13 protein-coding genes are annotated in these 12,863 nt (G+C 62.4%); 12 read left to right on the top strand and 1 reads right to left on the bottom strand.

Annotated elements, in window-relative coordinates; translation table 11 throughout:
* The first annotated feature begins 206 nt into the window (after positions 1-206).
* The 3 genes from GV002_RS22700 to pdxH all read left to right on the top strand — a co-directional run bounded on the left by GV002_RS22700 (position 207) and on the right by pdxH (position 2,817).
* Positions 207-1,352, top strand: coding sequence for a serine hydrolase domain-containing protein (locus tag GV002_RS22700; RefSeq protein ID WP_160020527.1), 1,146 nt, complete (start codon positions 207-209; stop codon positions 1,350-1,352).
* A gap of 82 nt (positions 1,353-1,434) precedes the next feature.
* A complete protein-coding gene (locus GV002_RS22695) occupies positions 1,435-2,088 on the top strand; it encodes an OmpA family protein (RefSeq protein WP_160020526.1) in 654 nt (217 codons plus the stop codon).
* An 81-nt stretch (positions 2,089-2,169) separates the two neighbouring features.
* Positions 2,170-2,817, top strand: a complete 648-nt coding sequence (gene pdxH / locus GV002_RS22690) for a pyridoxamine 5'-phosphate oxidase (protein ID WP_160020525.1) — start codon at positions 2,170-2,172, stop codon at positions 2,815-2,817.
* 55 nt (positions 2,818-2,872) lie between these two features.
* Here pdxH and GV002_RS22685 read toward each other — a convergent pair whose 3' ends face one another.
* Positions 2,873-3,457 (bottom strand): TetR/AcrR family transcriptional regulator, encoded by a 585-nt coding sequence (locus GV002_RS22685; RefSeq protein WP_218580353.1) that lies wholly within the window; start codon positions 3,455-3,457, stop codon positions 2,873-2,875.
* Between the two features lie 191 nt (positions 3,458-3,648).
* Here GV002_RS22685 and GV002_RS22680 point away from each other — a divergent pair, with 191 nt between their 5' ends.
* The 9 genes from GV002_RS22680 (at position 3,649) to GV002_RS22640 (ending at position 12,526) form a co-directional block, all read left to right on the top strand.
* Complete coding sequence (locus tag GV002_RS22680) at positions 3,649-4,917, top strand: NADH:flavin oxidoreductase/NADH oxidase family protein (protein WP_160020523.1); 1,269 nt, start codon at positions 3,649-3,651, stop codon at positions 4,915-4,917.
* Positions 4,918-4,995: 78 nt separating this feature from the next.
* Positions 4,996-5,811: an oxidoreductase gene (locus tag GV002_RS22675; protein ID WP_160020522.1), complete on the top strand. Its 816-nt coding sequence runs from the start codon at positions 4,996-4,998 to the stop codon at positions 5,809-5,811.
* Positions 5,812-5,883: 72 nt separating this feature from the next.
* Positions 5,884-6,510 carry a 2-hydroxychromene-2-carboxylate isomerase gene (locus tag GV002_RS22670; RefSeq protein ID WP_160020521.1) on the top strand — a complete coding sequence of 209 codons (627 nt, stop codon included), beginning with the start codon at positions 5,884-5,886 and terminating at the stop codon, positions 6,508-6,510.
* Between the two features lie 5 nt (positions 6,511-6,515).
* On the top strand, positions 6,516-7,217 hold the full coding sequence (locus GV002_RS22665; RefSeq protein WP_160020520.1) for an SDR family NAD(P)-dependent oxidoreductase: 702 nt from the start codon (positions 6,516-6,518) through the stop codon (positions 7,215-7,217).
* A gap of 232 nt (positions 7,218-7,449) precedes the next feature.
* The gene (locus GV002_RS22660) at positions 7,450-7,968 is read left to right on the top strand and encodes a ProQ/FinO family protein (protein WP_160020519.1); all 519 of its coding nucleotides are present in this window, start codon (positions 7,450-7,452) and stop codon (positions 7,966-7,968) included.
* A 109-nt stretch (positions 7,969-8,077) separates the two neighbouring features.
* Positions 8,078-9,208, top strand: coding sequence for a sugar diacid recognition domain-containing protein (locus GV002_RS22655; RefSeq protein ID WP_160020518.1), 1,131 nt, complete (start codon positions 8,078-8,080; stop codon positions 9,206-9,208).
* A gap of 185 nt (positions 9,209-9,393) precedes the next feature.
* Complete coding sequence (locus tag GV002_RS22650) at positions 9,394-10,761, top strand: GntP family permease (RefSeq protein ID WP_160020517.1); 1,368 nt, start codon at positions 9,394-9,396, stop codon at positions 10,759-10,761.
* Between the two features lie 55 nt (positions 10,762-10,816).
* The gene (locus GV002_RS22645; RefSeq protein WP_160020516.1) at positions 10,817-11,950 is read left to right on the top strand and encodes a glycerate kinase; all 1,134 of its coding nucleotides are present in this window, start codon (positions 10,817-10,819) and stop codon (positions 11,948-11,950) included.
* A 114-nt stretch (positions 11,951-12,064) separates the two neighbouring features.
* Positions 12,065-12,526 (top strand): membrane protein, encoded by a 462-nt coding sequence (locus GV002_RS22640; RefSeq protein ID WP_017677796.1) that lies wholly within the window; start codon positions 12,065-12,067, stop codon positions 12,524-12,526.
* Positions 12,527-12,863 lie beyond the last annotated feature (337 nt).

Here is a 12,863-nt window from a genome sequence, read left to right as displayed (position 1 = left end):
CGGCGCGATGATCACGCCTGCCCCTGGAGCCGGCGTTTGCCGGTCTGACACGGGAGGCAAGGTCATCGCTCATATCAGGCCGCGCTCTTTTTCAGCATAGAAAAAACCAATCGAAGATCGCTATTTTATGAAGTTTCAGAACATTGCATGATAGGCGGCTGCCATTGTCGGCAGCATCTGGCCAAGCGGTGACACGGGAGAACAGTGTGCAGATTCAGGGCTATTTCGACTTGCGCTTCGAGGCGGTGAGGGACGCATTCGCCGCTTTGTTCGATGACGCGCAGGAACGGGGCGCGGCCCTGTGCGTGAAGGTCGGCGGGGAAACCGTGCTCGACCTGTGGGCCGGGGTCATGGACAAGGACGGCCAGCAGGCCTGGCACAGCGACACCATCGCCAATCTGTTCTCCTGTACCAAACCTTTCGCTGCCGTTGTCGCCCTGCAACTGGTGGGCGAAGGCAAGCTCGATCTGGATGCGCCGGTTGCGCGCTACTGGCCCGAGTTCGCTGTGGCAGGCAAGCAGCGCATCAGCGTGCGTCATCTGCTCTGCCATCAGGCAGGGTTGCCGGCGTTGCGCCAGGCACTGCCCGCCGAGGCGCTGTACGATTGGCAGACCATGACCAACGCTCTGGCGGCTGAACAACCCTGGTGGCCGCTGGGCGATGGTCATGGCTACGCGCCCATTACCTATGGCTGGCTGATCGGTGAGCTGATTCGACGCGTCGAAGGCCGTGGTCCGGGCGAGAGCATCGCCGCCCGCATCGCCAAGCCACTGGGGCTGGATTTCCATGTCGGCCTGGCTGACAGCGAGTTCGAGCGCGTCGCCCATATCGCTCGCGGCAAGGGCAATCTCGGCGACGCCGCAGCGCAGCGCCTGCTCAAGGTGATGATGAGCGATGCCACTGCCATGAGCACGCGCTCGTTCACCAACCCGCCGTCGATCATGACCAGTACCAACAAGCCCGAGTGGCGGCGCATGCAGCAACCGGCAGCCAATGGACACGGCAACGCGCGCAGCCTGGCGGGCTTCTACGCCGGTCTGCTCGACGGCAGCCTGCTCGATGCTGACCTGCTGGGCGAAATGACCCGTGAGCACAGTGTCGGTGATGACAAGACCCTGCTGACCCGCACGCGTTTCGGCCTGGGCTGCATGCTCGATCAGGCTGACGTGGCCAACGCCACCTATGGCATGGGGGCAAAAGCCTTCGGTCATCCCGGTGCCGGTGGTTCCAGCGGCTTTGCCGACCCGGAACGGGACCTGGCATTCGGCTTCGTCACCAACAATCTAGGACCGTTCGTCTTGATGGACCCCCGCGCGCAGAAACTTGCGCATCAGGTTGCGGACTGTATCTGATTGAAGCGGCTAAACTTGCGCCAGCCGTTCAGTATCAACCATAACGAACTGACCATTAGATTTGCGTAACCTCGGGGGCTACATGCGCGCCAACAAGATTTTTGCCTTTACCTGCTGCCTGCTGATCGCAGGCTGTGCCGGCTCTGAAAAGAAGGAAGTCGCCAAGCCGGCGGTGATGCCGCCGCCTCAGGTAACCCGCGCCTGGCTCGACGAATACGAGCCAAAACTGCGTGAAGCGGTCAAGGGTAGTCAGTTCGAGTTCGAGCGCCGCGAAAACCTGCTGGTTGTCACCGCCCCGGTGCAGGGCTCGTTCAATCCGGATCGCCCGCACATGCTGCTGCCGGTGAGTCTCGGCCCGATCACCCGCGTGGCCAAGCTGCTGGAAACCGATGAAGACATCGCTGTCGTGGTGCTTGGCCATGCTGACAGCAGCGGCAATACCGCGCTCAACCGTGACCTGAGCCAGCAGCGCGCGCGCGCCGTGACGTCCATCTTCCGTCTCAGCGGCCTCAAGCAGAATCGCCTGCAGGTCATGGGCCTGGGCTCCGATATGCCGCGTGCTGCCAATGATAGCGCCGCTGGCCGTGCGCTCAACCGCCGTGTGGAAATCCTCCTGACTTCGCGTGACACCATGCAGGGCCTGATCGCCAAGTACAGCCAACCGGCCAAGGCGGAGCTCAAGGATGCGCCCAAGGTAGCTGCCGCAGATCAAGGAAAAGTGAGCAAGTCGGAGTAAGCTTGCGGGCATTTCCACCCTGCGCGGGCAGGCACTAGAAACCAGGCGGATTGGTTTCAGGCTCTGCCCTGAGGAATTGCCATGACCCAAACCTTGGCCGATATGCGCCGTGACTACACCCGCGACGGCCTGAGCGAAACCCAGGCCCCGCTGGAACCCTTTGCCCTGTTTCGCCAGTGGTTCGATGACGCGGTGAAGACCGAGCAACTGCCGGTCGAGCCTAACGCCATGACCCTGGCCACCGTCGATGAAGATGGCCGCCCGCACTGCCGGGTGCTGCTGCTCAAGGGGCTCGATGAACGCGGCTTCACCTTCTTCAGCAACTACGACAGCGCCAAGGGTCGGCAACTGGCGGCACGCCCGTTCGCCGCGATGACCTTCTTCTGGCCCAGCCTGGAACGTCAGGTGCGTATCGAGGGGCGGGTCGAGCAGGTCACCCCGGCCGAATCCGACGGTTACTTCCAGGTACGCCCGCTGGGCAGCCGCATTGGTGCCTGGGCCTCGCCGCAGAGCAAGGTGATCCGCGACCGCGCCGAGCTGGAGAACCTGCTGGCGGAAACCGAAAAACGCTTCCTCAACCAGACACCACATTGCCCACCGCACTGGGGCGGCTACCGCCTGCTACCGGAGCGCATCGAGTTCTGGCAGGGTCGCCCCAGCCGCCTGCACGACCGCCTCAACTACCGCTTCAAGGGCGAGGCCTGGATTCGCGAACGGCTGGCGCCCTGACAGCCGGGCCGGCGTAGCGAGCGCGTCGGTCGGCTGCTTCCAAGCTTCTGGAGCGTCACCCAGTCGTCATCTGAGCTTCACGCGATTCAAGAATGGCTGTGCGACAGGTCTGCAGAATTTCATCCGCCAGTGGGGAGTCATCAGGGCAGGCCCGGGACAGAACGAGTGCACCCAACGCATGGGCAACGGTGTCAATTGTCCGAGCCCGAGCGTGCCGCAGTTCCTCTTCATTGCGAGTCCCCCCGGTGGCCAGCAGGTCGGCCAGCATATTTTCGAGCCCCGTGGCGAACGTCGCCTTGATCGCATCAGGCTGTCGCGCCGCATCACCACTCAGAGCCGCCAGGGTGCAACCGCCACTGCGGTCATCGCGATGCTCACGCGAGAGGTAGTGGCTAATGAAATCAGCCATGTCCACGCCGTCCATCAGTGACTTGGTCTTGGCGACCCCGCACGCGGCAGCTTCTGCCATCAGCTCCGCCTTGGAGGCGAAGTGCCGATAGAACCCACCATGGGTGAGGCCGGCAGTCGCCATCAACTCCGCCACACCTATGCCGTCGTAACCGCGCTCACGAAACAATGTGCAGGCGGTTTCGACGATGTGGGCTCGATTTGCCTCGACCTGTGCCTTTGTAACCTTCATGCCCGGCTCCTCTTTCTGCCGACATCGACACGGCAAGAATACATTGATGCTGATCATCATCAAAACATTTGACTATTTTGATGATGGTCATCATCATAAATTCCGTCATCTTCGGAAAGCGCTTCTGGCGCCCTAAAGACCAAGAGACTTGCTGGCGCATTTTGCTCATCTCATTCTCAGGTAGCCTTCACATGTCCCAATCTGCCTCGCTCAGCACAAACTTCCTGGCGCAACAACTGCGCCTGCCCAACGGCAGCCTGTTGCGCAATCGTCTGGCCAAGGCGTCCATGAGCGAGGCGCTGGGCACCTACGACAACCGTCCGACCCTGGGGCTGGTCACGCTTTACCAGCGTTGGGCCGCGTCCGGCATTGGGCTGATCCTGACCGGCAACGTGATGATCGATCGGCGTGCACTGGGTGAGCCGGGTAACGTGGTCATCGAGGACGAGACGGACTTGCCTGTCCTGCAACAATGGGCACGCGCCGCCACCGAGCAGGGCGCGGCTATCTGGGTGCAGCTCAACCACCCCGGCAAGCAGTCAACCAAAGGCCTGAACGCACGCAATATCGCGCCATCGGCGGTGCCGTTTCGCGAGGACATGGCGGCGTTCTTCGAGACGCCTGAAGAAGCCTCCGCCGAAGAAATTCAGGACATCATCGAGCGCTTCGGCCGCAGTGCCGCCATCTGCAAGAAAGCGGGTTTCAGCGGTATCGAAATCCATGGCGCGCATGGCTACCTGATCAACCAGTTTCTCTCGCCACACCACAACCAGCGCACGGATCAATGGGGCGGCTCGCCTGAGAACCGCCGCCGCTTTCTGCTGGCCGTCTACGCCGAGATTCGTCGCCAGGTGGGTGCCGACTTCCCGGTGGCGATCAAGCTCAATTCCGCAGATTTTCAGCGCGGTGGCTTTACCGAAGAAGAGTCGCTGGCGACGATTCACGCGCTTGTCGATGCGGGCATCGATCTGATCGAGATATCGGGTGGCACCTACGAGGCCCCAGCCATGAGCGGCGCACTCCAGGAGCAGAAGAAGGCCTCCAGCATGGCGCGCGAAGCCTACTTCCTCGAGTTCGCCGAGAAAGTACGCGCTGCGGTGCAAGTCCCGTTGATGCTGACCGGTGGGTTTCGCAGTGCCGCTGGCATGAATGCTGCGCTGGCTTGCGGTGCAGTGGATGTCATTGGCCTGGCACGGCTGCTGGCGATTGACCCTGACGCGCCGGCTGCACTGCTGCAGGGAAAGGACAGCGCACACCAGGTGCACACCATCAAGACAGGCATCAAGCCGGTCGACCGCATGGGGCTGATGGAGATTCTCTGGTACTCCCTGCAACTCAAGCGAATCGCCAAGGGTGGCGAACCGCGTGCCAACGAGAGTGGCCTGCTGGCGTTCGTGAAGTCGCTGGCCATGAGCAGCTGGGGCACCTATCGCACCCGACGCTTGCGTGCGCGTACTTAAGACAATCACTCAGCGAAAACCTTGATTGCAACAGCTCGCCGAGCGGTTGCCGCACTAGCTCACGCATAAGGTACTGCCATGACTTCCAAAACCCCCATCGCACTGGTCACTGGCGCTTCATCCGGCATTGGCGAAGCCACGGCCAAGCGGCTGGCGCAGGCTGGCTACAAGGTTTATGGCACCAGCAGGCGCGCAACCCAGGCCGCGCACAGTGCCGTCACGATGCTAGCTCTCGATGTCACGGATGATGCGTCCGTATCGGCGGCGGTCAGCGAGCTGATCCGGCTTGAAGGGCGTATCGATCTGCTGGTGAACAATGCAGGTTTCGGCATTGCCCCGGCCGGCGCAGAAGAAAGCTCGATCGAGCAGGCTAAAGCGCTCTTCGATACGAATTTCTTCGGCATTGTGCGCATGACCCGCGCTGTTGTCCCGCACATGCGTCGCCAAGGCAGTGGCCGGATCATCAATATCGGCTCGATTCTGGGCGTCGTGCCTATGCCTTACATTGCGCTGTATGCCGCCAGCAAGCACGCCGTAGAAGGCTATTCGGAAGCCCTGGATCACGAACTGCGGACGCGCGGCATTCGCGTTGCAGTCATCGAGCCGGCCTTTACCAAGACCGCATTCGAGGCGAATACCATCGAGCCCGATGCCACGCTCGACGAGTACCACAGCGTACGTGCAAGCCTTGCCAAGGTGTTCAGCCAATCGATGGCAAGTGCCGATGATCCAGATGTCGTGGCCAAGGTCGTGGTCAAGGCCGCTAGCGCCGCGCGCCCCAAGCTGCGTTACCCCGCGGGTGTCGCCGCTGGCCGCCTGAGCCTGCTGCGCGCCTTCGCGCCTGCGGGGATTCTCGATGCCGGCATCCGTAAAAGCCTGCAGCTCAATGACTAAACCGCTGCAAACACTTGATAGCCACAAACATTCCCGGCGGGCGCGCTCGACTGCTCCCCGGACCCGGCGCGGATGAAAAGACTCGCGCTTTCATACTGCACCCACAGGAGCTCGCACATGACGCAAACCGTTGAGTTTTTCTTTGATTTCGTCAGCCCCTACAGCTATCTGGCGTATAGCCAGCTGGACAGCCTGCCAGCGGACATCAGCCTGCGCCCCATGCATGTTCTGAGCGTTATGAAGGCCGTTGGCAATACGCCAACCACCGTCACCTGCTCCGCGAAAGGTCGTTACGCCGCTGCTGATCTCGCGCGTTGGGCGCGCCGCTATGGCGTGGTGGTCAAGCGTCCGGATATGCGCGCCATGAACAACGCTGCCTGCGCGCGGGCCGTGCTTGCTGCGCCGTCCAGTGAGCTCGCATGGCAGATCACCACTGCGTTGTTCAATGCCTGCTGGCGGGATGGTCAGACCCTGACCACGACTGCTGAAGTGCTCAGCGTGCTCGCAGCGGCAGGCATCGAAACGGCGGGCCTGGCCGGTCTGATCGATGCACCGGAAACCCTTGAACAGTTGGAAAAAAACAACCAGGAAGCGGCCGAGCGCGGCGTCTTTGGGGCGCCGAGCTTTCTGCTCGGCGAGAGTTTGTTCTTTGGCAATGATCGACTCGATTTTGTTCGCGAACAGTTGGCAGGAGCTTAACCATCATGACTACAGCTACTCAGCAACCTCTGGCGCTGATTACCGGCGTTGGCCCGGGCGTCGGTTCATCCCTGGTTCGTCGTTTTGCCGAGAGCGGCTATCGCGTTGCGATGATCGCCCGCGATACCGCTCGATTGGCCGAACTTCAGGCCGAAGTGCCCGGCGCCTTTGCCATGCCCTGCGATGTCACCGACGTAACCGCGCTCAAGCAGGTGATCGAGCAGATTGGCGTGCCGCAAGTTGTGGTACACAACGCGGTGGGCGGCTCCTTTGCCCCCTTCCTGGAGACCGATCCGCAAACCCTGCGCCGCAACTTCGAAGTCAACACCATGGCGCTGCTGAACCTGGCGCAAATGGTGGCCCCGGGGATGATCGAGGCAGGCGAGGGCGCCATCGTCGTCACCGGTAATACTTCGGCGCTGCGTGGTTCACCCAACTTTGCCGGGTTCGCGCCAACCAAGGCCGCACAACGCATTCTCGCCGAGTCGCTGGCCAGGGACCTGGGGCCCAAAGGGGTCCATGTGGCGTATCTGGTCATCGATGCCGTAATCGATGTGCCTTGGGCCCGAGAAATGTACAGCAACGCGCCGGATGATTTTTTCATCCAACCCAAGAGCATCGCCGCTGAAGTCTTTCACTTGGCACATCAGCCCAAAGATGCCTGGACCTTTATCTCCGAAGTGCGCCCCTATCGCGAGAAATGGTAGTAGCGCAGGAACGGCATGAATCGGCCGGGGGCGTGCCCTTGATAGCGGTTGCCTTTGGCCTGTTGCTGCATCACCCCGCAAAAGTCATGTAGCGAAAGCGGCCCTCCACAAGTCTCTCAAACGCCTGCCCATCACCTACCATCGAGCATGCCAGCTGCCAATAAGGCTGTACGAAACGAGCACATGAGATACCCTTGCGCGACGAACCAACCAGGACGCTGCGAACCGAACGATGGGTTTTGAACAATTAGCCGAGCTACGTGACCGCCTGCGCGCCGAGAAGCAGCAGGTACAGCAGGTAAAAACCGAAAGCGCGAAGCCGCAAAAGCGTAAGGCGCCGCCCAAAGCCAAGCCGCGCGAGCAGGATCCTACCGTCGAGGCGATCTGGCGGTTGCAGAAGCACTTCCCCTTGGCCTTCCCGGTCAATCCGGCGCCCAAGGTGCCGTTGAAGGAAGGCATTCTCAAGGATGCCGAGCAGCATCTGCAGTTGCTCGGTATCACCGGTGAGCAGCTCAAGGCGGGTATTGCCGCCTGGTGCCGTGGCGGTCGCTACTGGGCTGCGATGACGGAAAATGCACCGCGTCTGGATCTGCAAGGCCAGCCCGTTGGCGTGGTGACGGCGGCGCAGGCGCTGCATGCCAGGCAGCAGGCCAGGCGGCACCGTGCCGAGGCTCGGCGCAATCAGGCCAAGGCAAAAGCGCCAGCGGACGACAAGGTCGCCGAGAGCGTTGGGCAGCCAAGCGCGGAGTAAGCCCACTGGCAGCCTGATGGTTTTCAGGCTCGCTGGCGTCTCGATGGCCGCATCGTGAAGCGCCGCTGATCGGCCTACAATGGCGGCCTCACTCGCGAGGCCGCTTCCGATGCTCGAACTCGACTCAACCCTGGCGCAGCATATCGTCGACCGCGCCATGGCCATCCTGCCGCACAACATCAACGTGATGGATGCGCAGGGCATGATCATCGGCAGCGGCGACCCCAGCCGCCTGCACACCCGTCATGAAGGTGCGCAACTGGTGCTGGCCAACCGGCGCGTGGTGGAGATCGACGCTCAGGCAGCGGCGTGCCTGCGTGGCGTCAAACCCGGTGTCAATCTGCCGTTGCTGCATGCCGAGCGCCTGATTGGCGTGCTCGGTATCACGGGTGATCCCGAGGTCGTGCGGCCTTATGCCGAACTGGTGCGCATGGCTGCGGAGATGCTGGTCGAGCATCGCGTTCTGCAAGCCGAACGGCACTGGCAGCGGCATCAGCAGGAAGCCTGGTTGCGACAGCTGCTCGACCCCATGCTGCGCCTGTCCAGTCTCGAGGTCGATGCCGAACGCCTGGGGCTGCAACTGACCTGGCCGCGACAAATGTGCCTGCTGCAACTCGATGGTGAGGGCGATCCGCTGCCGCGCCAGGCGCGTCTGCTCGCCGCTCTGGGGGGCAAGAGTGAACATCTGGTAGCGCCGCTCGGGCGTCACGAACTGCTCTGGTGTCGACCTTACAGCACCACGCGCGATGATCGTGCCTGGCTCCTGCAGGCTGACGAACGCGAGTGGGGCGTGAGCTCGCTTGCGCTCAGCGATCCCCTGCATGATCTGACCGAGCTGCGCCAGGCCAGCCTGGTCCTGCGCGATCTTCAGGCCTACGGCCAGGCGCGTTTTCCCGGTCGTCGCCTGCTGCGTCTGGACGAGTTGCGCCTGCCGACGTTGCTCTATGCCCAGCGCCACAGCTGGTTGCTGCAGGGCTGGCTGGCACCCTTGCGTCAGGTGCTGACGCAGGACCCACAAGGCACGCTTAGGGCTACGCTGGAAGCCTGGTGCGCGCATGACGGCCAGGTGCAAACCTGTGCGCAGGCGTTGGGCATTCATCGCAATACGTTGCGCTATCGCCTGGAACGCATCGCCGAACTCAGTGGCCTGGACCTCAATCGGCTGGATCAGCGCCTGCAGCTATCCTTGGGGCTGGGCTTGCTGGAACCCACCGAGACGGCTCAGTTGAACGCTCGGTAATCTGCTCCCGTTGGTGGAGGCGGGCCGATGGCTTTGTGCGATTGCACAGCCTCCTGGGCTTGGCTTTGGCTGTTTTAGTGCCGGCGCACAGGGTGAGGCTGGGGTTGGCTGAGCCACAATGTGGCGCCTCTCGGCATTCCCATCCGGGCCCTGCGCCCGCCATAACAACAATGAGGAGACTGGTCATGGGCCTGGTCCTGATTCTGGTGGCACTGATCGCGTTCATCGTGCTGTCCACTACCCGTTTGAAATTGCACCCCTTCCTGGCATTGTTGGCCGCTGCGCTGATCGCCGGTTTCGCCTACCAGCTGCCCGGCGGCGAAATAATCAAGACCATGACGGCCGGCTTCGGCGGCATCCTCGGTTACATCGGTATCGTCATTGTCCTCGGCACCATCATCGGCGTGATCCTCGAGCGCAGCGGCGCTGCCATCACCATGGCCGAGACGGTGATTCGTCTGCTGGGCCAGCGTTTCCCTACCCTGACCATGTCGATCATCGGCTATCTGGTATCGATTCCGGTGTTCTGCGACTCCGGCTACGTCATTCTCAACTCGCTGAAGAATGCCCTGGCCGCCCGCATGAAGGTGTCCGTGGTGGCCATGAGCGTGGCTCTGGCCACCGGCCTGTACGCCACTCACACCTTCGTGCCACCAACTCCTGGTCCGATTGCTGCGGCCGGCAACCTGGGCCTGGAAACCTCGCTGGGTCTGGTGATCCTGGTCGGTTTGCTGGTCGCTGCGGTCACCGCCGTGGCCGGTATGCTGTGGGCCAACCGTTTCCTCAAGCAGAACGACCACGAATTGCTGGAAGAAGCGCCGAGCGAACTGCTCGCCGATAACGTCGATTTCGATGCACTGCGTGCCCGCTATGGCAAGCTGCCCAGCGCCTGGCAGGCATTTTCGCCAATCTTCGTGCCCATCATCCTGATCTGCCTGGGCTCGCTCGCTGCTTTCCCGAGCAAGCCGTTCGGCACTGGCGCTTTCTTTGACGTGCTCAGCTTCCTTGGTCAGCCGGTTGCCGCGCTGCTGGTAGGCCTGGTGCTGGCGTGCTCGCTGCTCAAGGGCGAAGGCAAGCGTCAGCAGTTCCATGATCATGTGGCTCATGGCCTGAAAGAGGCGGCGCCGATCCTGCTGATCACCGGTGCTGGTGGCGCCTTTGGTGCCATTCTCAAGGCCACCGCGCTGACCGGCTACCTGGGCGACACCCTGTCGGCGCTGGGTATTGGCCTGTTCATGCCGTTCCTTGTGGCTGCCGCGCTGAAGAGCGCCCAGGGTTCCTCCACCGTTGCCCTGGTCACCACCTCGGCGATGGTTGCGCCACTGCTGGGCAATCTGGGGCTCGACAGCGAGATGGGTCGCGTGCTGACTGTAATGGCTATCGGCGCCGGTGCAATGACCGTTTCTCACGCCAACGACAGCTTCTTCTGGGTCGTGACCCAGTTCAGCCGCATGAAAGTGGCGACCGCTTATCGCGCCCAGACCATGGCGACCCTGATTCAGGGTATTGCCGGTATGGCCGCTGTCTGGTTGCTTAGCCTGGTTTTGCTGTAATCCCGCTTTGCCGGCAGGCGGCTACGGTCGCCTGCCTCCTTTCGAGGTACCTATCATGAAAATCGTCATTGCTCCTGACTCCTTCAAGGAGAGCCTCAGTGCGCCCGATGTGGCGGCTGCCATCGCCCGTGGTTGGCAGCAGGTGTTTCCCGAGGCCGAGTGTTTGCTGCGGCCCATGGCCGATGGTGGCGAGGGTACGGTCGATGCGTTGCTGGCTGCCGTGGGTGGCGAGCGCCGTGAATGCGACGTGCGCGGCCCCATGGGTGAGCCGGTCAAGGCGCATTGGGGCTGGCTGGGGCAGGGTACGGCGGTCATCGAGATGGCGGCTGCCAGCGGTCTGCACTGGGTGCCGCGTGAACAGCGCGATGCCCGTCTGGCCAGCAGCTTCGGCACTGGTGAGCTGATCCGTGAGGCGCTGGATGCCGGTGCTACGCGAATCATCCTGGGGCTGGGCGGCAGTGCCACCAATGACGCCGGTGTTGGTCTTTTACAGGCACTGGGGATGCGTTTTCTTGATGCCCAGGGGCGTGAGCTGGCGCCGGGCGGTGCAGCTTTGGCCGTTCTCGACAAGCTCGATCTGAACGGGCTCGATGCACGTTTGCTCAAGGTGCAGATCGAGGTCGCCGCCGATGTCGACAATCCCTTGTGCGGGCCACGCGGCGCATCCGCGGTGTTCGGTCCGCAGAAGGGGGCGACGCCTGAGCATGTCGCGGAGCTGGATACGGCGCTCGGCCGCTTCGCCCGTATCGCAGCGGCGACGCTGGGCGAGGATCACGCCGAGTTTCCCGGTGTGGGCGCCGCGGGCGGTCTCGGTTTCGCTGCGCGTGCCTTCCTCAAGGCAAGTTTCCGCCCCGGTATCGCGCTGGTGGCCGAACTGTCCGGCCTCGCCGCAGCAGTGGAGAACGCGGATCTGGTGATTACCGGGGAAGGGCGTATGGATGCCCAGACCCTGCACGGCAAGACACCGGTCGGCGTAGCGCGCGTGGCGCGTGCGGCCGGGGTGCCGGTCATTGCCTTGTCCGGTAGTCTGGGCGACAACTATCAGGCGCTGTACGAGGCGGGTATCGAAGCTGCATTCAGCCTGGCGCCGGGCCCGTTGTCCCTGGAACAGGCGATGGCCGGCGCGGCGGCTGAGTTGCAGGCGCGTACTACGGATATCGCTCGGCTCTGGCGTCTCGCTCGATCCTGACAGGGCGAATCTGGCTGAACTTGGTCTGTCTGAAATAACTATTGTTAAGGTTCCGTCGTGACAGATACGCTCGCCCGGCGTCTAATGGATCGAGATACCTCTGGAGGAATTGCTATGCGTAAACCCACTCTGCTCATTACCTCGCTGGCCGCGATGCTGGCCCTCGGGGGCTGTCAGTCCAGCCTGACTGGCGATACCTACAGCCGCGATGAGGCCCGAGCGGTGCAGACGGTACGCATGGGCACCATCGAATCGCTGCGCCCGGTCAAGATCGAAGGGACCAAGACACCGATCGGTGCGGGTGCCGGTGCTGTGGTTGGCGGTATCGGTGGCAGTGGCCTCGGTGGCGGGCGCGGCAGTGCAGTGCTGGCTGTGGTCGGTGCTGTTGCCGGCGGTCTGTTGGGCGCCGCGGCTGAAGAAGGCCTGACCCGTACTCAAGGTGTTGAGATCACCGTGCGTGAGGACGACGGCACCATGCGCGCCTACGTCCAGGAAGTCGAGCCGAACCAGGTGTTCCGCGTCGGCGAGCGCGTGCGCATCATGACGGTCAACGGTACCAGCCGCGTTACTCACTGATCGTTACAAGCCAGCCGGAGCAGCGTTGGTTGCTCCGGCTTTTTGTTGTCTGTCATCCCCGGCCGACAACTCGTCGGGCTTGCGCAAAAAAGTGCTTCCGGCAATTTTTTGTGGCCTCGCTATAGTGGTGGTCGGCTGTCAGCAGCACTTCCAGCAGCCTGCATGTTACCAAGTGTGTTTAACGATAATTCAATGCATGACGTTGTGTTGATAGTTATGGATAATCGGCCGTTATGCTTGTGCCGACAACGACTTAGCTGAAGCGTTGTGGTGCATGAACTATCACCGTCAGGGACTTGCGACTCCAATTCTCGTCGTTGGGTCAGCTGGTCTGGCG

Origin of the sequence: Pseudomonas sp. 8O (assembly GCF_902506495.1) — a bacterium.
GTDB classification, from domain to species: Bacteria; Pseudomonadota; Gammaproteobacteria; order Pseudomonadales; family Pseudomonadaceae; genus Aquipseudomonas; species Aquipseudomonas chaetocerotis.
The sequence above is the reverse complement of the archived record's forward strand: the minus strand, read 5'-3'. Positions and strand labels throughout refer to the sequence as shown.

Coding starts and splice junctions, on each gene's coding strand:
- GV002_RS22695 (WP_160020526.1), top strand. CDS start 1,435: ATGCGCGCCAACAAGATTTTTGCCTTTACCTGCTGCCTGCTGATCGCA.
- pdxH (WP_160020525.1), top strand. CDS start 2,170: ATGACCCAAACCTTGGCCGATATGCGCCGTGACTACACCCGCGACGGC.
- GV002_RS22685 (WP_218580353.1), bottom strand. CDS start 3,457: ATGAAGGTTACAAAGGCACAGGTCGAGGCAAATCGAGCCCACATCGTC.
- GV002_RS22680 (WP_160020523.1), top strand. CDS start 3,649: ATGTCCCAATCTGCCTCGCTCAGCACAAACTTCCTGGCGCAACAACTG.
- GV002_RS22675 (WP_160020522.1), top strand. CDS start 4,996: ATGACTTCCAAAACCCCCATCGCACTGGTCACTGGCGCTTCATCCGGC.
- GV002_RS22670 (WP_160020521.1), top strand. CDS start 5,884: ATGAAAAGACTCGCGCTTTCATACTGCACCCACAGGAGCTCGCACATG.
- GV002_RS22665 (WP_160020520.1), top strand. CDS start 6,516: ATGACTACAGCTACTCAGCAACCTCTGGCGCTGATTACCGGCGTTGGC.
- GV002_RS22660 (WP_160020519.1), top strand. CDS start 7,450: ATGGGTTTTGAACAATTAGCCGAGCTACGTGACCGCCTGCGCGCCGAG.
- GV002_RS22655 (WP_160020518.1), top strand. CDS start 8,078: ATGCTCGAACTCGACTCAACCCTGGCGCAGCATATCGTCGACCGCGCC.
- GV002_RS22650 (WP_160020517.1), top strand. CDS start 9,394: ATGGGCCTGGTCCTGATTCTGGTGGCACTGATCGCGTTCATCGTGCTG.
- GV002_RS22645 (WP_160020516.1), top strand. CDS start 10,817: ATGAAAATCGTCATTGCTCCTGACTCCTTCAAGGAGAGCCTCAGTGCG.
- GV002_RS22640 (WP_017677796.1), top strand. CDS start 12,065: ATGCGTAAACCCACTCTGCTCATTACCTCGCTGGCCGCGATGCTGGCC.